Source organism: Methanomassiliicoccus luminyensis B10 (assembly GCF_000308215.1).
Lineage (GTDB): Archaea > Thermoplasmatota > Thermoplasmata > Methanomassiliicoccales > Methanomassiliicoccaceae > Methanomassiliicoccus > Methanomassiliicoccus luminyensis.
The window spans coordinates 15,116-39,804 of the sequence record NZ_CAJE01000011.1; the positions used below are offsets into that span (position 1 = coordinate 15,116).

At 59.6% G+C, this 24,689-nt stretch carries 25 protein-coding genes; 17 read left to right on the forward strand and 8 right to left on the reverse strand.

The annotated features are described in order from the left end of the window. Positions 1–10: 10 nt before the first annotated feature. The 3 genes from WYS_RS02580 to WYS_RS02590 all read right to left on the reverse strand — a co-directional run bounded on the left by WYS_RS02580 (position 11) and on the right by WYS_RS02590 (position 2,412). Positions 11–436: a UPF0179 family protein gene (locus WYS_RS02580; RefSeq protein WP_019176593.1), complete on the reverse strand. Its 426-nt coding sequence runs from the start codon at positions 434–436 to the stop codon at positions 11–13. A 17-nt stretch (positions 437–453) separates the two neighbouring features. Beyond that, positions 454–1,518, reverse strand: a complete 1,065-nt coding sequence (locus tag WYS_RS02585; protein WP_019176594.1) for an NAD(P)-dependent glycerol-1-phosphate dehydrogenase — start codon at positions 1,516–1,518, stop codon at positions 454–456. Positions 1,519–1,608: 90 nt separating this feature from the next. Beyond that, entirely contained in the window at positions 1,609–2,412 is an 804-nt protein-coding gene (locus tag WYS_RS02590; protein ID WP_019176595.1) for a TIM barrel protein, read from the reverse strand. A gap of 152 nt (positions 2,413–2,564) precedes the next feature. Between WYS_RS02590 and WYS_RS02595 the strand changes: the two genes are divergently transcribed. The 4 genes from WYS_RS02595 to WYS_RS02610 all read left to right on the forward strand — a co-directional run bounded on the left by WYS_RS02595 (position 2,565) and on the right by WYS_RS02610 (position 8,452). Beyond that, positions 2,565–4,682: a GAF domain-containing protein gene (locus WYS_RS02595; RefSeq protein WP_019176596.1), complete on the forward strand. Its 2,118-nt coding sequence runs from the start codon at positions 2,565–2,567 to the stop codon at positions 4,680–4,682. Between the two features lie 105 nt (positions 4,683–4,787). Beyond that, complete coding sequence (locus WYS_RS14075) at positions 4,788–5,354, forward strand: flavodoxin family protein (protein ID WP_019176597.1); 567 nt, start codon at positions 4,788–4,790, stop codon at positions 5,352–5,354. A 195-nt stretch (positions 5,355–5,549) separates the two neighbouring features. Next, positions 5,550–5,927, forward strand: coding sequence for a CopG family ribbon-helix-helix protein (locus tag WYS_RS02605; RefSeq protein WP_019176598.1), 378 nt, complete (start codon positions 5,550–5,552; stop codon positions 5,925–5,927). 413 nt (positions 5,928–6,340) lie between these two features. After that, entirely contained in the window at positions 6,341–8,452 is a 2,112-nt protein-coding gene (locus WYS_RS02610; RefSeq protein ID WP_162137685.1) for a heavy metal translocating P-type ATPase, read from the forward strand. Here the strand turns inward: WYS_RS02610 and WYS_RS02615 are convergent. Continuing rightward, on the reverse strand, positions 8,445–9,197 hold the full coding sequence (locus tag WYS_RS02615) for a PrsW family intramembrane metalloprotease (RefSeq protein WP_019176600.1): 753 nt from the start codon (positions 9,195–9,197) through the stop codon (positions 8,445–8,447). The two genes, WYS_RS02610 and WYS_RS02615, sit on opposite strands and share 8 nt — an antisense overlap. 166 nt (positions 9,198–9,363) lie before the next feature. Here WYS_RS02615 and WYS_RS02625 point away from each other — a divergent pair, with 166 nt between their 5' ends. Continuing rightward, entirely contained in the window at positions 9,364–9,774 is a 411-nt protein-coding gene (locus WYS_RS02625; RefSeq protein ID WP_019176602.1) for a DUF3800 domain-containing protein, read from the forward strand. A gap of 462 nt (positions 9,775–10,236) precedes the next feature. On the opposite strand, the gene WYS_RS02630 is transcribed toward WYS_RS02625, so the two are convergent. After that, positions 10,237–11,286, reverse strand: coding sequence for a HisA/HisF-related TIM barrel protein (locus tag WYS_RS02630; protein WP_019176603.1), 1,050 nt, complete (start codon positions 11,284–11,286; stop codon positions 10,237–10,239). 226 nt (positions 11,287–11,512) lie between these two features. On the opposite strand from WYS_RS02630, the gene WYS_RS14080 reads away from it, so the two are divergent. From WYS_RS14080 to WYS_RS15545, 8 genes are all read left to right on the forward strand, one after another. Further along, the gene (locus tag WYS_RS14080; protein WP_019176604.1) at positions 11,513–12,439 is read left to right on the forward strand and encodes an SDR family oxidoreductase; all 927 of its coding nucleotides are present in this window, start codon (positions 11,513–11,515) and stop codon (positions 12,437–12,439) included. A gap of 415 nt (positions 12,440–12,854) precedes the next feature. Continuing rightward, on the forward strand, positions 12,855–13,490 hold the full coding sequence (locus WYS_RS02640) for an NAD(P)-dependent oxidoreductase (protein ID WP_019176605.1): 636 nt from the start codon (positions 12,855–12,857) through the stop codon (positions 13,488–13,490). A 474-nt stretch (positions 13,491–13,964) separates the two neighbouring features. Next, positions 13,965–14,273 (forward strand): Hsp20/alpha crystallin family protein, encoded by a 309-nt coding sequence (locus tag WYS_RS02645; RefSeq protein WP_019176606.1) that lies wholly within the window; start codon positions 13,965–13,967, stop codon positions 14,271–14,273. A 73-nt stretch (positions 14,274–14,346) separates the two neighbouring features. Continuing rightward, positions 14,347–14,631 carry a ferritin family protein gene (locus WYS_RS02650; RefSeq protein WP_019176607.1) on the forward strand — a complete coding sequence of 95 codons (285 nt, stop codon included), beginning with the start codon at positions 14,347–14,349 and terminating at the stop codon, positions 14,629–14,631. Positions 14,632–14,699: 68 nt separating this feature from the next. Further along, positions 14,700–15,077: a desulfoferrodoxin gene (locus WYS_RS02655; protein ID WP_026068731.1), complete on the forward strand. Its 378-nt coding sequence runs from the start codon at positions 14,700–14,702 to the stop codon at positions 15,075–15,077. Positions 15,078–15,199: 122 nt separating this feature from the next. Beyond that, a complete protein-coding gene (locus WYS_RS02660) occupies positions 15,200–15,907 on the forward strand; it encodes an ABC transporter ATP-binding protein (RefSeq protein WP_026068732.1) in 708 nt (235 codons plus the stop codon). Next, positions 15,904–17,520 (forward strand): hypothetical protein, encoded by a 1,617-nt coding sequence (locus WYS_RS02665; RefSeq protein ID WP_019176610.1) that lies wholly within the window; start codon positions 15,904–15,906, stop codon positions 17,518–17,520. Before WYS_RS02660 ends, WYS_RS02665 begins: the two co-directional genes overlap by 4 nt. Positions 17,521–17,675: 155 nt before the next feature. After that, positions 17,676–18,833 carry a hydrogenase iron-sulfur subunit gene (locus WYS_RS15545; protein ID WP_019176611.1) on the forward strand — a complete coding sequence of 386 codons (1,158 nt, stop codon included), beginning with the start codon at positions 17,676–17,678 and terminating at the stop codon, positions 18,831–18,833. Between the two features lie 131 nt (positions 18,834–18,964). On the opposite strand, the gene WYS_RS02675 is transcribed toward WYS_RS15545, so the two are convergent. Continuing rightward, positions 18,965–19,570, reverse strand: coding sequence for a DUF3800 domain-containing protein (locus tag WYS_RS02675; RefSeq protein ID WP_019176612.1), 606 nt, complete (start codon positions 19,568–19,570; stop codon positions 18,965–18,967). A gap of 389 nt (positions 19,571–19,959) precedes the next feature. Here WYS_RS02675 and WYS_RS14090 point away from each other — a divergent pair, with 389 nt between their 5' ends. From WYS_RS14090 to WYS_RS02690, 3 genes are all read left to right on the forward strand, one after another. Further along, a complete protein-coding gene (locus WYS_RS14090) occupies positions 19,960–20,454 on the forward strand; it encodes a hydrogenase iron-sulfur subunit (RefSeq protein ID WP_019176613.1) in 495 nt (164 codons plus the stop codon). Positions 20,455–20,561: 107 nt separating this feature from the next. Further along, positions 20,562–21,326 (forward strand): hypothetical protein, encoded by a 765-nt coding sequence (locus tag WYS_RS02685; protein ID WP_019176614.1) that lies wholly within the window; start codon positions 20,562–20,564, stop codon positions 21,324–21,326. Beyond that, a complete protein-coding gene (locus WYS_RS02690; protein WP_019176615.1) occupies positions 21,323–21,646 on the forward strand; it encodes a hypothetical protein in 324 nt (107 codons plus the stop codon). Before WYS_RS02685 ends, WYS_RS02690 begins: the two co-directional genes overlap by 4 nt. 19 nt (positions 21,647–21,665) lie before the next feature. On the opposite strand, the gene WYS_RS02695 is transcribed toward WYS_RS02690, so the two are convergent. Beyond that, the gene (locus WYS_RS02695; protein ID WP_019176616.1) at positions 21,666–22,568 is read right to left on the reverse strand and encodes a DUF3784 domain-containing protein; all 903 of its coding nucleotides are present in this window, start codon (positions 22,566–22,568) and stop codon (positions 21,666–21,668) included. Between the two features lie 319 nt (positions 22,569–22,887). Here WYS_RS02695 and WYS_RS15890 point away from each other — a divergent pair, with 319 nt between their 5' ends. After that, complete coding sequence (locus WYS_RS15890) at positions 22,888–23,196, forward strand: hypothetical protein (RefSeq protein WP_147654494.1); 309 nt, start codon at positions 22,888–22,890, stop codon at positions 23,194–23,196. Between the two features lie 2 nt (positions 23,197–23,198). Here WYS_RS15890 and WYS_RS02705 read toward each other — a convergent pair whose 3' ends face one another. After that, on the reverse strand, positions 23,199–24,644 hold the full coding sequence (locus WYS_RS02705; RefSeq protein ID WP_019176618.1) for an ATP-binding protein: 1,446 nt from the start codon (positions 24,642–24,644) through the stop codon (positions 23,199–23,201). Positions 24,645–24,689 lie beyond the last annotated feature (45 nt).

Sequence of the window (24,689 nt, forward strand, 5' to 3'; positions counted from 1 at the left end):
GGGCCGTTCATTATTCCAGAGCGACCTCGACCAGCCGGATGCCTTCCGGGCACTTGATCTCCTCGTCGATGCGAGCGACCCTGAACTTCATGTTCCTCTCCAGCCCCACCGGGTGGCAGGTGCGGTAGTTGGGGCAGCCGAGGGTATGGCACTTCACCGTCTCGAAGGTGATGGTGGACCCCTCCATGGCGTACTTCTGCAGCAGCGCGCACTTGACCGGGACCTTCTCCACCTCGACCACGCGGACCCCCTCCTCATGGATGCGGCATTCGTGCTTCACCTCGCGCACGTTCTTGATGCGGTACATTCCGCCCGCGTCAAGATTGAAGCATACCCCCTTGAGCTTGCAGTCCCTGCATTCGGTCAGGGGGCCGCGGTACACGAACTCCTCCCCCGCTTTGGCTAGGTGCTCTCCTATGAGCGTGATGACTACCATTTACTTCCCTCCCTTGCTCAGATGACCTTGGTGATGGTGGCCAGTCTTTCGGCGGCCTCATGGGTAAGGCCGACGTGGCCGAGTATCGTGAACCTGCTGCGGACCTTGTGCGCCGTCACAAGGGCTTCGATGACCTGCTCCTTGGTGACGCCCAGCTCCTTGGCCGAGGTGGGCGCCCCGATCTTGGCAAGCGCTTCCCTTAATCGGGTCCAGTCCCCGCCATGCAGATACATCATCATTATGGCGCCGACCCCGCACTGCTCGCCATGGAGCGCCTTGCCCGGAGCTATCATGTCCAGGGCGTGGGAGAACATATGCTCCGAGCCGCTGGTGGGGCGGGACGAGCCTGCCACGGACATCGAGACCCCCGAGATGATGATGGGGCGGATGGCCACCCACACGCTCTCCTCGAGGTTCGGCTTGATGAGGTCGGCGTTGTCGATGATCGTTTCGGCGGTGTACAGCGCCAGAGAATACGCGGAGCGGGAGAACTCCTCCCCCCGCAGGCGCTTGGCGTACTCCCAGTCCTTCACCGCGGTGATGTTGGATATGACGTCCGCGCAGCCGGCCGCCAGCAGGCGGTAGGGGGCCTGGACGATGATGCTGGTGTCAGCGACGACGCCCACCGGTACTCTGGCGTCAAGCGAAAGGGGCCCTCCCTCTCCCTTAATGGAGGCGCGCCCGGAGGCGATGCCGTCGTGCGACGCTGAAGTGGGGACGGAAATGAACTCCAGGCCGAGGTCCTTGGCGGCCATCTTGGCGAGGTCGATCTTGGAGCCCCCGCCCACGCCGAGCAGGAAGGTGGCGCCGATCTCCCGAGCGGTGCACTCGACCTTTTTGAGGTTCTCTTCGGTAGCGTCCCCGGCCATGATGGTCTGGACCTCGAACCCCGACTCGGTGAGCCTGCTGGTGACGATGTCGGCCGCTACATCCTTGGTCTTGGACCCGGTGACGATGAGGGCGGTGCCTGACAGACCGAAGTCCCTGCAAACCTCCGGAATTTGTTCCAGTACTCCATGCCCGGCCAATACGTTCCTTGGAAAAAGTATCGAGCGGGCTTTGGTGAAGTCGCCCTCGTCCATTGCCCCTCCCTATTCGTGGCCGGATATATGTAGATTCGTTTATCTTGAAAGTCTATGTGGCGTTCATTCCTGGAATGGAAATCAGTGGTCTCAGGGAACGCATCCTTTGAAGATGCCCCCTTGCCTGACCTTATCCAATGCGATGCGGTAGCCTTCGCCGCCGTTAAGGTGGCCGCCCCACACTTCCAGGAGTATTGGGAGGTCCCTCGGCCGCGGAAGCATGGTGAAGTCGATGTTCCCTTTGCCCAGCTGCAATCCCTCATTGTGCGGGTAGGAAGCATCTGACATGTGGATGTGGCGAATGCTGTCCCTCAGCTGCTCGAAGAACGCGCCGATGGCGGAGTTGCCTCCCTTGTCCACCGACAGATAGGCGTGGCAGATGTCCAGGGTGACGCCGTCGACGTGAGGGAGGATGCTCTTGAACTCCTCCGGGCGGAGCAGGAGGTTGCAATATAGCAGATCGCTCCCGGCATGGTACCTCCGGGGCATGTTCTCGATCCACAGCCTGCCATCGATCGAGATCAGCGCGTCGACGAGGTGTCTCGGCATGTCCTCGGTGCGTTCGGGACGCTCCCGAACACCCCCCGGATGGACCACCGTCGCCACGCCGTGCCTTGCCGCCACCGACGCCACCTCCCCGATCCGGGCGGCGAACTCTCCTCTTCTCTGCGGGTCGGGATCGGTCAGGTCGATGAGCTCGGGTTTCCCGCCGAGGCGCATCATCTCCGGCGCATGCACGATGGTGGCCTTCTCCACTCTTGACAGGAACTCGTCCAGGCGGTCCGGGGGATCGCCCTCTCTGACCAGCACCTCGAAGAAGTTGACGTCCAGGCCGCGCAGGAGATGGTGATCGTCGAGGGTAACCATCACGCCGTAGTTGCGTTCGGGAACCATGCGATGCTTGAACGGCCGCGCGCAAATATGAACTGTTCGTTGCCTGACCGCCGCCGAGCGTTCGGTTCTTAGAACCTCATGTTATTAAGTGAACAGGATAGTGATAACCGTATCTCTATGATTAAATAGCTTCCAGCTCGTGGCACGGCCCGATGCTAGGCCAGCCTCACAGTGGCGGCTCCACAGCGAATGAACCAGACAAGGCCGCCCCATCGCTCATTCTTACTCACCTTCTCGGGGCCCTGTCGGTCCCTCTTATCATATTAGATACCTCGGGCAGGGCCATTCGCATCAACCCGCAGGCGGAAGCGCTCCTTGGCCGGGCGGCCCAGGACTGCGTCGGCATGACCCTGGCCAGCCTGACCGTGCCCAATGACCGGGGCGCCGACCCCGCCGTTTTCCAGGCGCTCAGCGACTGCCTCTCCGGCAAGCCGCTGCAGGTCCCCCTCGTCTTCTCCACGCCCAGGGGGCCAATGGATGCCGTCTGCTCCCTGATCCCCGCCTTCGACCCGCAGGGGGTTACCGAGAGCGTGGTAGTGCTGTTCAAGAAGGCGCGCGTCGCGGACCTCTCGCCCGACGATCTCATGGAGACGCCCATAAGGATCCTGGCCCGGGCGTCGGCGGACATTGTCGGGGACGACCTGGAGGAGACGATCGAGACCGAGGCCGTCAGGCTGGTCAACTCGCTGGGCCTAGACTTTGTCGTCTTCCTTCTGACGTCGCCGGACGAAAAGCCCATCACGATGTGCCACGGCATCGATGAGAAGGACGCCAAGGAGCTCATGGAGTCCGAGATCGCCGACGGCTCCCCGCTATATCTGGAGGTGGCGCGGGGGAAGAGCATGGTCCTGGACGCCTCGCGGGACCAGGGCATTGCGCAAGTCGCCGGCGTCCGATCGGTGGCCTGCCTTGCCGTCAGATGGTCCGGCAAGCCCTTCGGGTGCGCGTTCTTCGGCTCCAGGAACGAGATGGTCGATCTCAACCTCCAATACCCCCTGCTGCAGGTGTTCTGCAATCAGGTGGCCGTATCCCTCCGCAACGCCATGCTGTGCCGCGAGCTTCGCCTCCGCAACAACGAGCTGCGCAGCCTTAACGAGACGTCCAGGGCGTTGCTGTCGTCGCTGGACCTGCACCAGGTGCTCCACACCATCATGCACCACGCTATGGCCCTGGTGGACGCGGAGGACTGCTTCATCTTCGAGCTTGACCCGGTGCGCTCCAAGCTGAGGCTCATATCCACCATCAACAGCGCGTCGGTGGATACGTCCCTGGAGATGGACCTGGGCGCCGGTCTCAGCGGGCAGGTGGCCGTGACCGGGAAGGGCCGGCTGGTGGAGCGGACCGACCTGGACCCCTCGTACCGAAGGCCTTCCGGGGCGCCCGGCGCGGCGGTCTCCGTGATCAGCGTGCCCCTGACGTTCTCCGACAAGCTGCTCGGCGTGATGACCCTGGAAAAGGACCCGGGGACCCCGTTCACCCGGAAGCAGTACGAGCTCATCGAAACGGTCTCTCTGCAGGCCGCCATGGCCATCCACAACGCCTCGCTATTCGAGAAGGTCAAGAGCTATGCCTCCAACCTGCAGATGTACAACGTCCTGCTCACGCACGACGTGGCGAACTTCAACGTCCCCATCCACGGCTTCCTGGAAATGCTCCTGAAGGACCCCCAGCTGGAGGACCGGCAGCGGAGGTACGTGCACTCCGCGCTGGTCCAGTCCGGCAACATCTCCGAGCTGATATCCAACGTCCGGGAGCTGTCCACGCTGCGCTCCAAGGGGGAGGAGATGCCCCTGGGGCCGGTGGACATGGTCCCCGCCATCATCCAGGCCAAAGAGGACATATTCTCCAACGCGGTGTACGAGCACATCAACGTCACCTTCCACTGCCTGGTGCCGAAGGCCGAGGTGATGGCCGACGTCTTCCTCAAGGACCTGTTCTACAATCTTCTGTCGAACGCCTGCAAGTACGGCGGGAGCCGCCCCGTGGAGATCGTGGTCACCGAGGACTCTTCCGGAGGCCAGGAGTACTGGAGGGTCAGGATCGCCGACGGGGGGAAGGGGATACCGAACGAGAGAAAAGCTTCCTTGTTCAATCGGATCGATCAGATGGATACCGTGCAGGCCGCCGACGGGCACGGCCTCGGGCTGTCGGTCGTCGGAACCCTGTGCGACCGCTACGGCGGAAAGGTATGGGTGGAGGACCGCATCCCCCGCGATCACTCCAAGGGCGCGGTGTTCAACGTCCTGCTGCCGAAGCTGAAGCGGGGATGAGGCCGCGCCGAGCCGGCCCGAAGGTCGCCATCCTGGAGAACGCGCTCCCGGGGGCATGCTCTTTTAGGGAGCGGAGCGATAGCACCTAGCTGAGGCGGCAGGAAGATGGCGTTCGTACTAGGCATATCAGGCAGCCCCCGCAGGGGCGGGAACACCGAGATGCTCCTGGACGCCGCTCTGGACGGCGCCCGGGAGGCCGGAGCGGAGGTCCGCAAGGTGGTGCTGTCCGAGCTTCGCTACAGCGGGTGCCTGTCCTGCGGGAAGTGCGAGGCGGACGGCAGCTGTCCGCTGGAGGATGACATGAGGCTGCTATACCCTGTCCTGGAGCGGGCCGACGCGATCATCCTGGCATCCCCGATATACTTCGACGGGCCGAGCTCGCAGGCCAAGGCGTTCATCGACCGGGGGCAGGCCTTCTGGGCCCGTAAATATCTCTTAAACCGTTGCGGAAAGGAGAAGCTCGGAGCGTTCCTCAGCACCGCCGCCAGGCTGAACACCGAGTTCGACTGCGCCGAGCGCACCGTGAGGACCTGGTATCTCACCATCGACGCGAAGCCGTTCGGCTCCCTGACCTACCCTGGCTTCGAGGAGGCGGGGTCCATCGCCGACCACCCCAGCGCTCTGAACGAGGCCCGCGCCCTGGGCGGGAAGATGGCCAAGGCCATCGAGTAAGGCCCCATTCTCGATGATCGCGCTCCTTCGGCGGAACGTGGCGACCATGCTGCAAGCCAGCGGCGCTCTGGTCCTGAAATGCCGCTCCTAGAGCGGAATATGGCCGGAACGGCCGCTCCAATCTACCAAATCGGACCTTCGGGGCGAAAATCTTTTTAGATAGTTGCCTATCTGGAAAGGGGGGAAGTTTAACACATGGTAGTCATAAGCGTTTCATTGTCGGCCAAGGAACTGAAAGCGTTCGAAGAGGTCGCCCGAGAAGCGGGGTTCTCGTCCCGCTCCGACGCGGTCCGGGACGCCCTTCACCGCTTCGTGACCGGGGCCAACCCCATAAACGGGGCCGAGGGCGACATAAGCTGCGTCGTGTCCATCATCTACGCGGAAAGGAAGAAGCTCAATGTCCACGAGATCATCCATGAGTACTCGGACATCGTGCACTCGTCGATGCACACTCACATAGACCATCGTTGCGTGGAGCAGATCGTGCTGGCGGGGGATTCGGCCGACATCAAGAAGCTCCTCGCCAAGCTGTCGGCGGAGAAGAACGTCAGGATAACTCTGAACATATTCTGACGACCGCGGCGTATCCATCGGGTCCATGGCGCCTGCCGGTACCCCCGGGGTCATGTTCCAGACTTGGACCTGCCCTCGCGCTTGCCGTTCCAGTCGTCCGATGCAGGCTCCCGCCCTTCGGTGTGCCCGCCAGGCCGCCGGTCGCCGCTCTTAAGGGGCCATCGTTCTCATCGGCCTCCCCGTGCCTCTGCCGGGCCCATGTCCTGGCCGCTCCCTATCCGATCGTGCCGCACTTGCGGATGGAAATGGCGCGAGTCATTATTAACTAATATCAAAAATGCGTCGCCTCTCTGAGGTTTTAGCATACACATTCGGTCAATCCAGCAGCTAGATGCGCGGTGAGAATAGGTTTATTAAAAATCGGCGACTAAATTAGCACACCCCTCATATACTGCCCATCTATTGATATGTCCGTGGAAGATTTTGTACGCCTGAGCAGCCGCGTCGAGGGCATGGACTGCATCGAATGCGCCAAGAAGATCGAGAAGGCGGTGAAGTCCATCGACGGTGTCAGGAGCGTGAGGGTCTCCTATGCCATGGGCAAGCTGAACGTGGAGGCCGACCGGAACAAAGTGTCGCAGGAGGACATCAACAAGGTCCTCGACCGACTGGGGTACAAGGTCCGCGAGGACGATGACCTCGACGCCAACGCCTTCTTCAGTTTCAAGAACCGGCGCCTGGTGGCGGCGGCCGTCTCCGGCGCGTTCTTCGCGGTGGGCGTAATCTCGGAGTTCCTCCTCCACGAACCGTACCTATACTATCCGGCGTACATCATCGCCATATTGGTGGGCGGGTACTACATCGTCCGCAGGGGCATCGCGTCGGTCCGCGAGCGCTACCTGGACATGAACGTCCTGATGATCGTCGCGGTCATCGGGGCGGTGCTCATCCAGGCCTGGGAAGAGGCGGCGTCCATCGTGTTCCTCTTCTCCCTGGCCGAGGTGCTGGAATCGTTCTCCGTCGCCAGGACCAGGCGCTCCATCACCGAGCTCATCGACTTCACCCCGCGCCAGGCCCTCATCCACCGGGACGGGAAGGATGTCCTGGTGGACGTCACCGACGTCAGCATCGGCGATGTCGCCATCGTCAAGCCCGGCCAGAGGGTCCCGGTGGACGGCGAGGTCGTAAGCGGCGAGTCGCACGTGGACGAGTCGGCCATCACCGGGGAGAGCGTGCCCGCGGCAAAGGCGGTCGGGGACGGCGTGTTCGGCGGCACCCTCAACGGCTCCGGCGCTCTGGAGGTCAGGGTGACCAAGCGCTACGAGGACAACATGATCTCCAAGATCATCCAGCTGGTGGAGGAGGCCGAGGCCGCCAAGTCCCCGTCGGAGAGGTTCGTCGACCGCTTCGCCAGGTGGTACACTCCCGCGGTGGTGGGCCTCGCCGCATTGGTCATGGTAGTGCCGGCCCTCTTCTTCGGCCAGCCGTTCGAGGAGTGGTTCTACCGGGGCCTCGTCCTACTAGTGATATCGTGCCCCTGCGCCCTGGTCATCTCTACCCCCGTGTCGGTCGTCTCCGCCATCTCGGGCGGGGCGCGCAGGGGCGTGCTGTACAAGGGCGGGCTGTTCCTGGAGCGCATGGGCAGCGTGTCCGCGGTGGCCTTCGACAAGACCGGGACGCTGACGCAAGGCCGGCCCAGGGTGGAGGAGGTCATCCCGTACAACAACTATTCCGCCCACGAGGTCCTGAAGATCGCCGCCTCCGCGGAGAACCGCTCCGAGCACCATCTCGCCAGAGCGATAATCGACAAGGCCCGGGAGGAGAACGTCCCCATCGAGAAGGCCCAGTCGTTCATGGCCTTTTCCGGCAAGGGCGTGGCGGTGGTCTTCCAGGAGCGCAGGGTGTTCGCCGGGTCCCCGCAATTCTTCGAGGAGATGGGAGTGGACCTGTCATCCTGCCGTAAAGACCTGGAAGAGCGGTCCGCCCTCGGGCGGACCGTCATCCTGGTCGGCGCGGAGGAGGAGATCATCGGACTGATGACCATTCGGGACCAGCCCCGCCCGGAGGCGAAGGAGGTCGTGAGCGGCCTCAAGGCCATGGGGCTGAAGGTGGTCATGCTGACCGGCGACGACCCCAAGGTGGCCGAGGGCATCGCCCGCGAGGTTGGGATCGAGGAGTACCGGGCGCGGCTGCTGCCGCAGGACAAGGTGGCCGCCATCGAGGAGTACCGCTCGAAGTATGGTCCGACCCTCATGGTCGGTGACGGGGTCAACGACGCGCCGGCGCTGGCGAAAGCGGAGGTCGGCGTGGCCATGGGCGTGGCCGGCACCGACGTGGCGCTGGAGGCGGCGGACGTGGCCCTGATGGGGGACGACCTGCGAACGCTGCTCTACGGCGTCAGGATGAGCCGCAAGGCCCGTTCGGTCATCAAGGAGAACATCGCCGCCGCCCTGATCATCAAGCTGGCGCTGACCGTCCTGGCGCTGCCCGGTTTCGTCACCCTGTGGATGGCCATCCTCATAGGTGATCTGGGCGTATCGCTGGCGGTGATCTCCAACGCCCTCCGGCTCAACCGCTTCAGATGAACCGGGGCGGCCCGGCCTGCCCCCCGGTGTCCAGCTCCCTGATCTTGCGGCGCACGAACCGCACCACTCCCCACACCAGGGCGAAGCCGGCCACCAGGCCGACGAGGCTCAGCAGGCCGGTCTCGTCAGCATATATGTCGCCGACCGACGCCAGCAGGTTGAACAGCGCATGAATGATCACCGCGATGATGTAGTACGGAAGCCATGAGGTAGGGTTGCCGAACCAGCGGGTCCGCGCCCCGGCCTGGGCGATCCCGAAGCCCACGATGGCCGACGCGGAAGCATGCAGCATGGTGGAGGTGAGCGTCCTGGCGATGACGGTGAACACGAAGATGTCCCCTCCCGCGTTCAGGGCGTCCATGAAGTACAGCACGTTCTCGGAGGCGGCGAAGCCGAGGCCGACCGCGGCGCCGTACACCAGGCCGTTCTCGATCTCGTCCAGGCGGCCCCGGGCGGCGAACACGCCGGTCGCTTTGGTAAGCTCCTCGACGATGGGGGCCACGACGATCGCCGCGAACAGCGAGAGGGCCCCCGCCGACAGCACCACGGAGAAGAGGTCGATGACGATGCTCTCCAAGAAGACGGCCAGGCCGACCGACACGATGGCGCCGTAGATGAATACGCCCAGCATGGCCAGGACCGGCTCCCTCTGGTAGATCTCCGTCGACCTTATCCACAATGCATAGAGTATCGCCGGGACGAAGGCCACGATCGTGATGAACAGGATCTCCGCTACGCTGACCATGATTTACGGGTTTTAATTAATGAACTTAGAAGTTCATAATATGTTCGCAGCGCGGAACTTCTGGAAAACTTCGATCGTCTCCGCTGCGGTATAATGTGCTGAGGGATCGTGCAACATGTGAGTCGATGGGTCTGCTTTTATCTTGGGTAATATGATTTCCTTTTGAATGTACCCCTCATACATCGATGAGCCAGGCAAGCCAGATAGAAATCATTCTGAGAATGAGTTTGTCCTGGCAGCGCTCACGATTAATGAAAAGGATTGGCAAGCCGTCGATAACAAGGTGAAATTATTAAAGATTAAACACTTTCCAACGCTGAATCCAGATTCATTTGAACTCCACACCTCGGACATTATGAACCATGAGGGTATGTATAAAAAGATACCACTGGAAGCCAGGCTGAGGCTTGTCGAGTATATGCTCACGATAATCTCAGATATCGATTGCACTCTGACAGCTGTCGTAATCTATAAACAAAAAATATGGAAGCCGGATTTGGATGTCGACACTTGGGCTTTGCGGCTACTCTTTGAAAGGCTGTGCTGGCCCTGGAGGATAAGAACAAGCCCACTGTAAGTAGCGGGAAACCCGTCGAGTATGGCATATTGCTTATCGATTCGATTACTAAGAAATATGATGCTAAGATTAGAGACAAGATTTTGTGCCTATTTAGAAATGGCACCTATTATAAGAGCAACAAATACCTGATCGAAGACCCGTTATTTGTCGAATCAAAATACAGGCATTTGTCACAACTAGTGGATTGTGCTGCATATTGTATTAGGAGGAAATATCGGACCCCTCCTAGACCTGATGAACAGGAGATATACGATCGGTTTAATAGATTGATAGAGGATAAATTCTTGAAAGATAAGCATGGGCAGTTCCTTGGACATGGCCTAAAATTCTTTCCATAAAATATGGAGTTGAGTGGCCTAGGGGCCACAGTCCCTCCATGGGTCGCCATGGGGCGACCCGCAGATTTACTATCACTTTACTACTTCATGAATCTTTCCCTTTCTTTAAAAAAAGAACCGATTAATACGAGAGGGGCGAGCCGTCGGGAGAGCGTAAGGCATTCTTGCTCGCGTACGTCGTGGCAGAGGCCTCGCTCTCTGACGGCAGCGCCCTGCCCTCCTCGGCGATGAGCTCGCTGATCATGGAAGTGAAGGGGTCCATGAAAGCGCCCTTAAGTCCGGCGGCGCGCAGCCCCTCGAGGTCCTTCTCCACCACCCCTCCGCCCAAGATGATGCCGGCGTCCAGGCGGGACAGACGGTCCACCAGCCTCTGGTCCGCCCCGGTCCGGCGCCCCAGGCGGGGCAGGTCGATGACCCCGATCTCCTCGTAGCCTATGTCCGCGAGCTCGGCAATGGCGTCCTCCAGCGCCCTCGGCCCTCCCTTCCGGGAGCGCCATACCACGTCCCCGGCGAGGTGCACGCAGGGAACGGCCCGGTCGGACAGCTCGAACACCTCCTCGAAGATGCCCATGTCCGGCGCGGTCATGGTGCCGACCAGCGCCCTGGAGACGTCCATGGTGAACGAGTCGAAGAGGTCCTGCACGTCCCTCATGCCGAGGTCCAGCCACACCTGGTGCTTGGACCTGATGAGCGCCTTGAGGACATCGAAGTTCGGCCTGCCGTCGTTGATGCCGGCGAGGTCCAGCACCACCACTTCCTTGGCCGAGTACCGGGGGCCCTGCACCGCCTTCCAATAGCGGCTGAACCTGGTCCGCTGGCCCTTGATGACGTAGCTGCCGTCCCACTCCACCTCCACCACATCGGTGATCTGCGCCACCGGCAGGTCGATCACAGGGATCCTCAGCAGGGACTTGGTGTCGATGGGCATTATGGGGATATGGATGAAACCGCTCAGGACATCGGCGAGCTTTTCGGCAAGACTGCGCTGGAAGGCCTTCAGCTCCTCCAGGTCGTTGAAGTCCAGGGGGACCGCGGTCCTCCCGCAGTTGCGGCAGATGTAGCCCCCATCATTGTGGTCCACCCAGGGCAGGGGGCCGCCGAACAGCAGGGCAGGATGCGTGTCCATGCTCCCGCAGTGGGGGCAGGCCCTCAAGGTAACCTTTTCCGACATCGGCCTCCTCACCGCCGGGAGCGGTTATAAACCTTGTCTATTTAGCTGGCGTGGGGACCGAGGCCATGCCGCATTGCCAGTGGTCTGAGGCCCACTGGCCAGGGCCAGCTGATAATATGCAGGCCTCCGATACCAAAGGCTTCCGCATGAACGTTCCTCTTTGCCCGCATCGTTTGGTCCTCCGCAGATGAAAGTATTTCATAGGCGCCCGCAATAACTTGGTCCGATGAAGCGCGTGGTGGTCATCGGAGCGGGCGGGCTGCTCGGCCAGTATCTGTGCAGGGAAGCGTCGGCCCGAGGACTGGAGGTCCTGGGCACCTATCACAGATCGAACCCGTGGGCGAGGTTCGCGCCGCTGACGCACCTGGACATCACCGACGAGAAGGAGGTCGGGGAGGTCCTGGAGAGCTACGGCCCGGACCATGTGTTCCTTGCGTCGGCGACCACCAACGTGGAGTTCTGCGAGCGGCACCCCCAGGACGCCTGGGCGGTGAACGCCGAAGGAACGATGAACGTCGCCGCGGCGGCCAAGAAGATCAAGGCCCCTCTGTTCTACGTGTCCACCGACGCGGTGTTCAACGGGGAGAAGGGCAGCAAGTACCATGACTTCGATACGCCGGACCCGATCAGCCAATATGCCCAGACCAAGCTGGAGGGTGAGCGCTTAACCATGGACGCCAGCAGCCTGAACTGCGTGTGCCGCGTGGCGGTAATGTACGGCTGGAACCGGGCCGCCCCCAAATTCAACTTCGTGACGTGGGCCTTGGACGAGCTGCGGAAGGGCAGGAAGATCAACCTGCTGGGCGACAACTATGTCTCGCCGACGTACGCGCCGCACTGCGCCAAGGTGCTCCTGACCATGGCGGAGAGGGGTTCCGCGGGCATCTACCACACTTCCGGGCCCGACTGCCTGAGCCGCTACGAGATGGGGCTCAGGATATGCGAGGTGTTCGGGCTGGACCCTCGGCTGATAACGAGCATCACTTCCGCCGACATCGAGCAGATGGTGCGGCGGGGTAAGTACACCTGCCTGGACAATCAGAAGGCTGAGGCGGAGATCGGCGTGGACATGCTTCCGTTCGCGGAGGGGCTCAAAGATATGAAGGAGCACGAGCCCGGCAAGGGCGCGGTGGACCTGGCGACACCGGGATGACGAAGAACATGTTTCTCTGGCCTGCCACATGACCTCTAATTTCTTCGGATAAAACCTGTCAGTTAATCTGAAGCTTAACTGGAGAAGATAGAAAACGCCTGATGCTAGAATACGAATTTGTGACAAAGGAAAAATCTAACAGCGAAAGCAAATGGAACGAATGTTGCAAGATGTATTCAGACAGAGGTGCAAGAAACAAATGGAACGGATTGATGAGTTGGATCGTACGATGAAAGACTTGAAAACAACTCCAGCTGGCCCCAATTTCCCCCATGTAGCAATGCCAAAGAAATCTAAATTGAGGCAACTATTGTCATTTAAGACCAAAATATGACCGGTTTGTACTAAGAGATATAAATTGAATTATGCATACACAGAATGTTTCTAAATTTACAGAATTGAGGGAAGATATCATATGAAAATAACTGTTTTTGGCGCAACTGGAAGGACAGGACGAGAGATTGTTAAACTTGCGCTCGACCGTGAATACAATGTTGTTGCGTTTGTCCGCGATCCCCAGAAGGTTGATATTGAGAACTCTCGCTTATCGGTAGTTCAAGGTGAGCTAAGCGATCGAGAAACAATTAAAACTGCCATACAGGAAAGTGATTGTGTACTCAGTGCACTGGGGCCTACAGGTAGTCCCAGTGATGAGGAATTGAGCGATGGTATTGCCAATATCTTGTCTGCGATGGAGGAGTGTGGAGTTAAACGATTCATTGTTCTATCCACGACAAGTGCTCAAGATCTGCTTGACCGAGATGGCTTCCGTTTTAAGATGAGGAGGGACATGATTAAACGGGGCAGGCCAACGACTTACGAACAAATAGTCAAGTATAGTCAGTTGGTTCGTGATTCAAACAGCGACTGGACTCTCGTGAGGATAGCGTCACTCTTGACAAATAAGCCGCTGTCAAAGCATGTTCGCGCTGGATATCTTGGCAAAGACGCTCTCGGTTCAAAACTGTCACGTGCTGATTTGGCTTGGTTCATGTTGGAACAGATCGACAGTACCGAGTATATTCGAAAAGCACCTGCGGTGAGTAACTAACGTCAAAATCTGATTAAAGGGTGAGCACTGTTTGGGCTTTCTGGAGATCATATCTCCAGCACATCAGGTCTGAGTTCAAACAATCTTCAGAAATTGTGAGCTATGGATCTGAACTAAGCTCAGAAGCTTTGATCAAATGTTGCGACCGTGATGATATACTTGCAGATTAGGTGATTAAGGAATGTAAACGAACATGACCTCAGCTATTGAGATCTGATCGGGCCCCTGTCGCCCCCTGAATGCTGACCAGGGCCATGGAACGGACCGGCATGGTCCCCAGATCAACTGTCGAACTGCCCCATGGCTCCACTTCGAAAAAGATATTTTCTCTGAACGTAAGGCGATTTCATGCACCTTGCCGCATCCGAGTCAGTAACGAGGATGTATTCGGCATTCATTTAATGAGGACCTCGCCGAACATATAAATATCGAGTGATGCCCTATTTAATCCATCCACCTTATGGGAGCTGACCGATGGCCACACCCTCGACATATTACCTTGTTCCGGAACACCGCACCCGGCTGTCCGAGGATCGGACCGAGCTTATCTTCGAGCAGCACCTGCCGATGGTGAGGAAGGAGGATCTCCGGGTGGAAGCGCTGGACACTTCGTTGTTCCTCAACTTCAAGGCCGAGGGCTCCGGCCCCATGTCACGCTGCTACGCCCTGCCGTACCCCGTGGACCCGAGCACTGCCTTCGCCGAGCTCAGGGATTCCGTCCTGACCGTCCGCATCAGGCTTCACCAGCCTGTCGGGCCCGGGGTGCAGGTGGAGGTCCTCTGATGCCTCGTTGACGCGATCCTGTTAGGGACATTTCTTTTATCTCTCCTCAACTATGTGCAGGCGAGGAAAGAAAATGCTGTCAAAGATCCCGGGGGACATCGAGAGCCTGGAACAGGCGGTCCTCGAACGTGAGGCCATCCGCGCGGCCATCATCGGAGAGTTCGACGCGATAGATCTCTATGAACAGCTGGCCGCCCAGTCCAAGGACCCTCTCGTGAAGAAGGTCTTGCTCGACATTGCCGGCGAGGAGAAGACCCACGTGGGCGAGCTCACCGAGCTGCTGAAGCGCCTGGACCCCGAGCAGAAGGAGGAGTTCGAGCACGGCCGAGAAGAGGTCGAAGAGCTGGGCGAGGAATGATCGCTCCATCGTCCGAAGTCTTATTTCCATGAAAAGGCAGAAGAGCATTGAGGGAGGAAGGAAAGTACATGTCCGAACTGTATGAAGTGTACAAGTGCAAGGTGTGCGGGAGCAGCGTGGAGGTAGTGGACTCCAAGGACGCGGAGCTGGTATGCCACGGGCAGCCCATGCGGAAGCTGGCGGAGAACACCGTGGACGCTTCCAAGGAGAAGCACGTGCCTGTCGTGGAGAGCACCGCCAACGGCATCCTGGTGAAGATCGGGAGCGTGCCCCACCCCATGGAGGAGAAGCACTACATCGAGTGGATCGAGGTCTTCACTGATGACAAGATCTACAAGGCTCAGCTCAAGCCGGGCATGGCGCCGCAGGCGGAGTTCCCGGTGAAGGCCGGGGACGTGAGGACGGTCAGAGAGCTGTGCAACATCCACGAGCTGTGGAAGGCCTGAACGAGAGCTCCGCTCTCATTTTCTTTTTGCGACAACCCGCGTCAAGCGCCCCGGCCGAGGTCGCCGCGTGGGCCCCGTTGGATTGATATAAATAGCAAAGAACGCTTTGTTGCCCGAAAACCATGCAATTGCAGCTCCGCGGCCTCACCAAATCGTTCGGCGATAAGCACGTCCTTGGGGGCATCGACTTCACCTTCGAGCAGGGCAAGATCTACGGCCTGCTGGGCCGCAACGGCGCCGGCAAGACCACCCTGTTCAACTGCCTGAGCGGGGAGGTCCGCCCGGACGGCGGGGAAGCCTTCCTCGTCACGGAGGGAAGGTGCGACAAGGTCAAGCCCGAGGACATCGGGTACGTGTTCACCCAGCCGATTCTCCCGGAGTTCCTCACCGGCCGCGAGTTCCTGAAGTTCTACATGGACATCAACAAGGAGCGCATCCACACCAACCGCTCCCTGGACGACTACTTCGACCAGATACAGCTGGCCCCCGACGACCGCGACCGCCTCATCAAAGGGTACTCCCACGGCATGAAGAACAAGCTGCAGATGCTGTGCTTCATGATCTCCAAGCCGCCCGTCATCCTGCTGGACGAGCCGCTCACCTCCCTGGACGTGGTGGTCCAGCTGGAGATGAAGAAGATGCTGAGGGGCATGCGCCAGGACCATATCTTGATCTTCTCCACGCACATCCTCCAGCTCGCCGTGGACCTGTGCGACGAGATCGTGCTGCTGAACCACGGCTGGCTGGAGCAGACCGACCATTCCATGATCGGCCGCCCCGGCTTCGAGGAAGGCATCATCGAGATGCTCAAGGAAGAGAGTTCGCCATGAACCTCCGCGCTCCCATAACGGCGTTCACCATCATGGCGTACGTCTCCGCCAACCACTTCCTATATTACTTGCAGAAGATACCTGGCATCAGGTCGCTGGTGCCCGACAGCGTCTACGCCCGGGACGGGCTGAAGAAGTTCGTGGCCGCCCTCATGGGCATATACAAAGGCCTCGTCAAGTTCATGGTCGCCGGCGGCTACATCCTCTTCGCCGTCGCTCTCCCCATCACCTTCGTCGACCCCGAGGCCGCCGGCATGCCGGTGATGGACGCGTTCGTCCACATCGTTCTGGTCCTCAGCATCGTGGCTAGCCCCCTGATCTCCCCGGCGGTGTTCGAGCCGAAGCGGGAGAAGTTCATGCTGGTCCAGCTCATGCACATGGACCCCAAGCAATACCTTTCGTCGGTGGCGCTGTTCAAGTGCCTCTCCGACTTCCTGTGCTTCATCGTCCTGCTGCCGGTCTCCGCGGCCCTGCTGGGCGGGACCCTGTCAGGGGGCGCCGTGCTGGCCGTCCTCATCGCCGGCGCCCGCCTGATGGGCGAGGCGTTCAACATGTACGTGTACTCCCGGACCGGCTTCATCCTGAGCAAGAACCTGAAGCTGGTCAGCGCGCTCGGGGTGCTTGCCCTGGCCGCTGCCTACCTGCCGCTGTTCCTGGGGTCGCCCCTCCCGCTCGGCGAGGTGCTCACCAACCCTCTGGCCATCATCCCCTTCGCCATCGGCGGGGTGCTGGCTGGACGGTACATACTGAGGTATCAGAAATACCCGGAGATCGCCATCGACACCATCAAGGGGATGGACTTCACCGTCGACCCGGACAAGGTGATGGGCGAGGCCCGCTTTGCCAACGTAAAGCTGAAGGAGACCGATTTCTCCAGCGAATCGCTGAAGTCCCACCGGTACGACAAGCTGCACGGCTACGCCTTCCTCAACGCCATCTTCTATGACCGCCACAAGCGCCAGCTCACCAACCCGGTGCTCCTCCGCCTGGCCGTGGTGGGGGCGTTCTTCGCCGTTGCCGTGGTCGTGTACTTGCTGATGCCGGCGGACGAGGCCCGCATCGTGGTGGAGCCCCGCCAGATCCTGCCGGCGTTCGTGTTCGTCATGTACATGGCCTCCATCGGGGAGCGGGCCACCCGGGCGATGTTCTACAATTGCGACCTGGCGCTGCTCCGCTACCCCTTCTATCGCCAGAAGGACGCCGTCCTGTCGAACTTCACGGTGCGGCTGAGGATGATCACCAGGCTGAACCTGGTCATTGCCGCTGCCATCGTCGCCGCGGTGGTGGCCACGCAGTTCCTGTTCGGGTGGGAGTGGCCCCTGCTGGGCATAGCCTCGTTCGCGCTGGCCATACTGTCGCTCGCGATGTTCTTCTCGGTCCACTACCTCTTCCTGTACTACGTGTTCCAGCCGTACACCGCCGACCTGGGGATGAGGAACCCCTTCTTCCAGGCCATCAACGTCGTGGTGTACATGGCCTGCTTCCTCAGCCTCCAGATCGACAGCCCCCCGTCGTACTTCACCCTGGTGGTCATCGCCCTGACGGTGGCGTACATGGCCATAGCGCTGTTCCTGGTGCATCGGTACGCCCCGAGGACCTTCAGGCTCAAGTGAGGCGCGCCCCGTCGGCTCAGCATGTCGACATCGTCGCCCCTTCCCCGGAATTCGCAGCCCGTCTCCATTTTCTTTCGTCCTCCCAGTCCCTTTCGGGAATATGTTTTAATTGACCGGCGTTATCTGGACATTCAGAGCGACAAGGCGGTACCAACATGGCGGACGAGAAAGCCCCCCGGATCGGTGTGTTCCTGTGCGACTGCGGCGAGACCATCAGCGGCCTCATCAGTTTCGAGAGCGTCAGAGAGTACGCCAAGGGACTGGAGGGCGTGGCGCATGTGGAGCTGGACAAGCTGGCCTGCTCCCCCGGCGCCTCCAAGAGGATCGCCAAGGCCATCAGCGAGAAGCACTTGGACCGCATCGTGGTGGCGGCCTGCTCTCCCCGGCTGTACCTTGACGAGTTCAGGCTGGTGGCCGAGGAGGCCGGCATCAACCCGTACATGGTGGAGATGGCCAATCTCCGGGAGCAGGTGGCGTGGATCCACTCCGCTGACAAGAGGGATGCCACCGCCAAGGCCAAGGACATGCTGGCCATGTCGGTCGCCCGCTCCAGGATGATGCGGCCGTCCGCCCAGGGCTCCACCGCCGCGGTCAGGGAGGAGCTGTGCTCCGGGTGCGGCATCTGCGCCTCCACCTGCCGCCAGGGGGCCATATCGTTCAAGGAAGACACCCCCTCCCCGAACCACCGGGTGGCGGTGGTGGACCGGGCCGAATGCAAGGCCTGCGGCGCGTGCGTGGCCGCCTGCCCCTCCGGCGCCATGAACATGGAGGGGTTCTCCAACGAGGAGATCATCGCCCAGATCGACGAGTATGCCAAGGGGCTCCTGGAGACTAAAGAGAGGTTCCCCGCCATCATCGTGTTCGCCTGCCACTGGTGCTCCTACCCCGCCGCCGACCTGGCCGGGCTGAAACGCCTGCAGGTCGGTGCTTCCTTCCGGCTTATCAGGACCCCCTGCTCCGCCAGGGTGGACCCGGAATGGGTGCTCAGGGCGCTGTCCCGCGGTGTCGACGGGGTCATGGTGCTGGGCGGGAAGGAGCGCTCCTGCCACTATCAGGGAGGGAACGTCCGCACCAGGAACCGGATGGCCCTGCTCACCCGCGTGCTGGAGCAGCTGGGCTTCGACACCGAGAGGTTCCAGGTGGAGTGGGTCGACCCCGACGAGCCATACCGCTTCCGCGCCGTGGTGGATGACTTCGCTCGCAAGGTGGAGGACCTCGGGCCCAACCCCCTGCGGGCGCCGGAGGAAGAGGAGCGCATGACCTCCGCGCTGTACCACGGCAGGGACGAGCTGGCCTCCAAGTGGTCGGAGTGAGGATATCATCACATTAGTGGAAACATTTAATATTTCCAAATGTGTAGTGGTTTCTAGCAGGTAAGTCCCGGGGGGTACAGATTACCGTATGGTGGTCGCTGCAAGACTCCCCCTGGGGGCTGCTATTTTTATTATAATGATCGACTGTAAACGATGTTGTTCTTTATGATGTCGATATACTTGTCCACGCCTCTCTCGACATGTTGAAATATCGCTCCGACAACGAAATCATGCACCTGCAGTTCCTTCCTGGATTCGGAATTGAGCTGGCTCACCTGAAATTTCGGGATGAAGTTCCCCGTATGGTATTCATTGAGCAAGGAGCCGACGTGCTCATTCAATATATCGCACTCCCATCTCTTCGAGAAGTATCTGTCCATGACGATATGCACTCTTCGAGCCAGCACTCGCCTGAATAATTCAGGAAACACGCTTTCGCAGGCCATCATGTACATTTTATGTTTGTCCGTCAGCAATGCTGAAGGCAATCTGCTCTTTTCATATGATGCCCAAGCGATTTGACAATCCGACTGTGCTACGCCTTCCAGTATGAATCTCTTGGTCAGATCAAGCGATCTGTTGAACTTCAGCTCCCCCATGCCCTCTTTTTTACCCAACTTCTTGCGAGCGTTCTTGGTCAAACGGTCAAAGTTGATCGATCCCGGGACGGCCATAGCAGCGACGACAAAATGCCGCGAGCTGTTGGGGGAACTCCCAAGGTCCCCGCTTTCATCCAAGAGAATCAGGAATGGATCATGCGGATGATCGCCATATTCATGATTGTCGATAACGTTCCACCCAAGCTTCCTGTGAGCGCATCGTGCACATGTGACTTTCCGCTACATCTAGACTTAAGGGACTCTGGACGGATCGTCCTCTGGATTTTGATCCAGAGTAACCGGATAAAAATTGGGGCAGAACATACAAAGACAGGCTTACGGTTCACCGTTCCGAAAGCCGCTCCCCTTCGTCCAAAATATGCCGAAAGGACGGCTGGCCATGCCATCTGGAATGGCGCCCCTGCTTCTCCCTCCTGTCCTTGCGCTAATACTTTATATCATGGGCTCCCGGGTGGTTGTGCCCGCGCCTACCGGGCAGGAGGCAAGACGAGATGGTGCACCAATCGATGATCAAGTTGCCCGGATGCAAGACCGGATGCGGCAAGGAGTTCGACGGCAAAGAGGTCACCGAGATCAAGGGCCGGATACAGAGCGCGGTCGACGAGCTGACCGGGGAGCAGAGGGTCCTGGTGATGGCCTGCTCCTGGCGGAACTACTACGGCCGCGACCTTGAAGGGCTGAAGAAGCTGGCCGATCGGGTCGACGACTACAGGGTTATCCCGGTGCCCTGCTCCGGGCTGGTCAATCCCGATTGGGTGGCCATGGCCCTGGACCGAGGCGCCGACAGCGTGCTCGTTCTCGGCGGGCACTGCGGCTCCTGCCCCTACTCCAAGGAAGTGAGCTTCGGGGAGGCCCGGCTCAAGGAGCAGGTGCAGAGGCTGGGCTTCGACCCGTCCAGGGTGTCCATCGACTGGGCCGAGGACGACGAGCCGCTCAGCTTCGTGGAGACGGTGGACCGCGTGGCCGACGTGGTGGCCGTCCTGGGCCCGCCGTTCCGGTAAAATTCATTTTATGATGGTCCTGAGCCACCCTATCTCTTTGTGGGATCTCTCTTTCGTATGCTAAATGTAACGGGTGCTCAGAATGATGAGGGCATCAATCCGAGCGCATGCAACAAGACAACCTGCCGGACCTGCTCGGCCAGTATATGATGTACAACGCTATTGTCGAGAAGTGCCAGTCTGCACAAAAGATCGACCTGGAAAATGCAGCGCATCTCCGACCGACTTGCTTATTGCCATTGCTCGTCTTCGTGAAGAGTAATGTTCCCCCAATGAAATTGATAGGGCCACTGGAGGCCCAACTATCGAAGATCGTGCAGTTGACATTGGGCTCTTCCGCAGGATGTGTGAACTATGAACCGCAGGCTCCCTTTGTGGTCCTGCCAAGAAGTAGCTCGCACTTCAATCCCTTCTTTCAGCGGATCTGCGATATGTGCGGCACATACGGCAATATGGAAAAATTCCGTGTTATGGTCGACGAGCTTACCAATAACATCTATTTGCACTCACGGTTCGATAACGCCATGGTAATGGCTCAGCATCTCTCCCCCTCGAGAAATATAGAGCTTGGCATAATTGACGATGGCATTACGATAGGGGGCAGTTTAAGAAATGCCGGCATGATGCTGGAGGACGGGAGCGCTCTGAACGCAGCGGTCAACGGACTATCTTCAAGAAAAGAAGCTGGAAGAGGTTTCGGTCTAAGCGGAAGCATTTCAACGCTGATTGGAGATTTCAACGCGAACGTTCTGCTGGTGTCTGGGCAGGCCATCATGCATTTTGACCAACATGGGCCCAAAGGTTTTATTATGAGAGAATCAATGAAACTGCACGGGACCCTGATAAGCATCAGGCTCCCTGCCAGGCTGTGAGCAAGATGTCCAAGGATGCTTATGAGGTAAAGATCGCCGATGTTATTTCCGTCAATCTGGCATTCCGCGAGTTCGCTTCAGACTTCATCGATGCCCTTGAACTTCGCGAGGAGCCCCGGATCATCGTGGACTTCAGCGGCGTAACAACGATATCCCGCGGTTTCGCTCATGAATACCAGGTGAGAAGGGGCAGGTCTGCCAAGATCTTTTCCGAGATCAACGTCCCGAACAACGTAAAGCAGATGTTCGCCTTTGCCATGGACTATCGCAAGGAGCCCCGGTTCCCTGAGCTGGCCGACATGAAGTACGAACTTATCTGACCGCCCCTTGGAGCGCCGCTCAATCGTTCAGGTTCGCCAGCATCTCCCGGAGATCGTCGTACATCTGCTCGGTCTTTTTCTGGCTGTCCAGGTTGAACACCAGCACCCCGCCGGAGTAGTGCACCACGATGTGCCCGGAGACGGAGTTGTAGGCCGCCAGGGTGTACCGCCCGAACTCATCGTTCTGGAAGTTGCCGCTGGACACCTCATTCCCGCCGAAGCCCCCGACCCGGCGCCCCGCGTCGAAGCTGCTCCGCCACTCCACGCTGACGCCGTCCAGCTGGATCGTTTCGTCCACCATGGGCGCTTCCACCCTGAGACTGTCGTCCGTCAGCGCCGCGGTCACGCTCCCGGCGCCCGCCAGCAGGAACACCCCGATGAGGATGACCGCGGTGACCGCAATGCCCAGGACGGTGAGCTTCATCGACCTGCCCTTGGTCCTCTTGGCCTCCTCCGCCGCCGTTGCCCGCACGTCCTGGGGCGCCACGCCCTCCTTCAGGAACCGGCCGCCGGTGTTGGCGTAGACGAGGCCGGCGAACAGGACCACCAGGCTGATGATGAACAGCACCCAGAACGGCAGCATCTCGTTCAGCAGGAGCATGGCCTCCAGGCCCAGCAGCATGAAGATCATGGACACCGTCATCACCATGCCGATGAACCGGGACAAACCCTTGGAGTCGTACAGGTCGCGGACCGCCTTGGGCGAGGTGTTGTAGCCGGCCAGGAGCATCGCCCCCTTCCCGGTGGCCCACATGTATCCCCCCATCACGATGATCGGCACCATGATGAACAGGAACACGGCCTGCAGCAGGACGTCCGTGGGATCCTCCCCGGCGGTCCACAGGTACAATACGATTATCAAGGGGATGGCGAAGGCAATGGCCACCGCCAGCAGAACGAGGGACTTATCGCTCCGGTCCATGGTACCGAAATGAAGTAGAGGTTAATTCATTTTCGCCTGGCGAGTGCTGCGGGCGCTCGACCCCGTGCCGTATCCGTGCCATGTATTCCCGTGGTGTTTCACGGCCTTGACCTTAGGCCCTCGCGGAACTGGACGGTCCTCTCTTTGGTTTCCAGGCCGAACATCGGCGCTCCCTTCGAACGATGCACCGCGATGTGCCGGGGGGGGGGACCGAGCGGTACCGAGCTTGCCCGTATCTGCCGAGCTCGTCGTTCTTGAAGTCCCGCGAATCGATGTTTATTTCTGCCCCCCGTTCCCAAGTCGGTACGAGGCGAGAACGATGGCACCTGATGACAGGCGGAGAAGGCGCAGCAGGTACGGAGGACCGATGGGCGCCCCATGGTGGGGACCGTGGAACGACCCCCGGCGATGGCCCGGCCCCGAGGTGTTCTACCCCGGGTACGCTCCCTGGGACCCCTTTTACCCGCCGATGGCAAGGAAGCCCGAGGACGAGGTCGCCGACCTTGAGGACGAGCTGGAGGGTCTGGAGGATGAGAAGGTCGAGGTGGAGAGGGCCATCGAGGACCTGAAGAAGGAGATCGACAGGCGGAAGAGGGACATGAGGGAGCAGACCTCCGACGTGCGGTGAGATCAGGACAGCAGGAACAGCTCCCTTGACACCACCAGTATCTTTTCGTCCCTTAGCTCCAGCAGGTCATTCGAGATCACTATGCAGTATTTGGCGTTGCAGTGGGCCATGCTGTTGCGGACCTGCTCGGTGTCCTTATGGCCGTACCCGGCCTCTATGACAATTTGCGAGCCGTCCCTGGCCGTCACGATGAAGTCCGCGCTGTTGTCATCTGGATCGAACTCGAAGCCGCGTATCTGATCGGACGCCACGGCCCGGTGAAGGTACATGGCCACGACATCCTCGAGGAGGGCTCCGTACATCTCGTGGGTGCTCAGCTCTCCAACTCTCCATAGCATCGTCGCTCTGATCACCGGGGCGGCGAACTTGTACTTCGGGGTCTTCCTTATATGCGCCGAGCTCGAGCCGTGTGGCCATACTCTGAGGATGAGGCCTGCCTTCTCCAATGCATCGATGCATTCTATGAGCGTCGGCCTCGACAGCCCCAGGTCCGATGTCAGCTTATTGAGGTTGGTCCTGTCGTTGATGGCCAGCAGGGTCAGGAGGTTCATGATCTTTAGCTGAGTGCCACGGTCGAACTTCCCTATGGTCCCGAGGTCTTTGTAGATCACTTTCTCTATCATCGATGATACGCTGTCGTAGACCTCCCGTTCTTCCTTCATAGGGATGGCAAAGGGCAAGGAGCCGAGCTTCAGATACTCATTCAGTTGCATCAGCCCGACCTTTATGAGATATTCATTTACCGGAGGCTTAGCCTCAGCAAGCCTGTCGTATGCCTCCCTGGCGCTCGAGGACGCATAGAGCGCGCTTGCCAGTCTCTCGCTCATGCCGGACGGTGGCTGGACATAATCTTTCAGCAGGTTGTATTCTGGGTAGCTCATGGGGAGGAGATCCACCACCGTCGCCCTTCTGGCCACGTCCGCATTGAATGTCAGAGCTATCGCCGAGGAGCCGGTCACAAAGATGAACACGTTCCTGGACCGGTCGTACACGACCTTCAATCTCAGGGACCAGTCCGGATCGTGATGCGCCTCGTCGATGAACAGGTAGATGCGCTCATTTCTCTCCACCAGCATCTCAATGTTCATGGAGAGGAACTGCTCGTAGCCCCGAACGATGTCCGTAATGGTGCACCCAAGGGTCCCCATCGCCTCGTCCATGGAGACATACAGCATGCGCTCCTCATCAACCCCCTTGCGCAGGAGATCGTTGTATAGCTGCCCCACGATGGTCGTTTTTCCGGTACCGCGCAACCCCGGGGCGATGATGAACCTGTTGGCGGAGGACCCTTCCCGGAAGTCGTTGGCATACTTATCGTAGCGATCGTAGGCGAACCTCCGGTGGTATGGCTTCCCGGCTTCGTTGTAGATGTAGCTTTTGAAGCGGTCCGGGGCATGCAATATGCTCTTCCGGATGAATGCCTGAACCAAAGCATCCTTGTTCTCCATATAGGTAAACTGTAGTTTACCGAGCATATTTAAATTTTAGGTTAA

Coding starts and splice junctions, on each gene's coding strand:
- WYS_RS02580 (WP_019176593.1), bottom strand. CDS start 436: ATGGTAGTCATCACGCTCATAGGAGAGCACCTAGCCAAAGCGGGGGAG.
- WYS_RS02585 (WP_019176594.1), bottom strand. CDS start 1,518: ATGGACGAGGGCGACTTCACCAAAGCCCGCTCGATACTTTTTCCAAGG.
- WYS_RS02590 (WP_019176595.1), bottom strand. CDS start 2,412: ATGGTTCCCGAACGCAACTACGGCGTGATGGTTACCCTCGACGATCAC.
- WYS_RS02595 (WP_019176596.1), top strand. CDS start 2,565: ATGCTAGGCCAGCCTCACAGTGGCGGCTCCACAGCGAATGAACCAGAC.
- WYS_RS14075 (WP_019176597.1), top strand. CDS start 4,788: ATGGCGTTCGTACTAGGCATATCAGGCAGCCCCCGCAGGGGCGGGAAC.
- WYS_RS02605 (WP_019176598.1), top strand. CDS start 5,550: ATGGTAGTCATAAGCGTTTCATTGTCGGCCAAGGAACTGAAAGCGTTC.
- WYS_RS02615 (WP_019176600.1), bottom strand. CDS start 9,197: ATGGTCAGCGTAGCGGAGATCCTGTTCATCACGATCGTGGCCTTCGTC.
- WYS_RS02625 (WP_019176602.1), top strand. CDS start 9,364: ATGTACCCCTCATACATCGATGAGCCAGGCAAGCCAGATAGAAATCAT.
- WYS_RS02630 (WP_019176603.1), bottom strand. CDS start 11,286: ATGTCGGAAAAGGTTACCTTGAGGGCCTGCCCCCACTGCGGGAGCATG.
- WYS_RS14080 (WP_019176604.1), top strand. CDS start 11,513: ATGAAGCGCGTGGTGGTCATCGGAGCGGGCGGGCTGCTCGGCCAGTAT.
- WYS_RS02640 (WP_019176605.1), top strand. CDS start 12,855: ATGAAAATAACTGTTTTTGGCGCAACTGGAAGGACAGGACGAGAGATT.
- WYS_RS02645 (WP_019176606.1), top strand. CDS start 13,965: ATGGCCACACCCTCGACATATTACCTTGTTCCGGAACACCGCACCCGG.
- WYS_RS02650 (WP_019176607.1), top strand. CDS start 14,347: ATGCTGTCAAAGATCCCGGGGGACATCGAGAGCCTGGAACAGGCGGTC.
- WYS_RS02655 (WP_026068731.1), top strand. CDS start 14,700: ATGTCCGAACTGTATGAAGTGTACAAGTGCAAGGTGTGCGGGAGCAGC.
- WYS_RS02660 (WP_026068732.1), top strand. CDS start 15,200: ATGCAATTGCAGCTCCGCGGCCTCACCAAATCGTTCGGCGATAAGCAC.
- WYS_RS02665 (WP_019176610.1), top strand. CDS start 15,904: ATGAACCTCCGCGCTCCCATAACGGCGTTCACCATCATGGCGTACGTC.
- WYS_RS15545 (WP_019176611.1), top strand. CDS start 17,676: ATGGCGGACGAGAAAGCCCCCCGGATCGGTGTGTTCCTGTGCGACTGC.
- WYS_RS14090 (WP_019176613.1), top strand. CDS start 19,960: ATGATCAAGTTGCCCGGATGCAAGACCGGATGCGGCAAGGAGTTCGAC.
- WYS_RS02685 (WP_019176614.1), top strand. CDS start 20,562: ATGCAACAAGACAACCTGCCGGACCTGCTCGGCCAGTATATGATGTAC.
- WYS_RS02695 (WP_019176616.1), bottom strand. CDS start 22,568: ATGGACCGGAGCGATAAGTCCCTCGTTCTGCTGGCGGTGGCCATTGCC.
- WYS_RS15890 (WP_147654494.1), top strand. CDS start 22,888: ATGGCACCTGATGACAGGCGGAGAAGGCGCAGCAGGTACGGAGGACCG.
- WYS_RS02705 (WP_019176618.1), bottom strand. CDS start 24,644: ATGGAGAACAAGGATGCTTTGGTTCAGGCATTCATCCGGAAGAGCATA.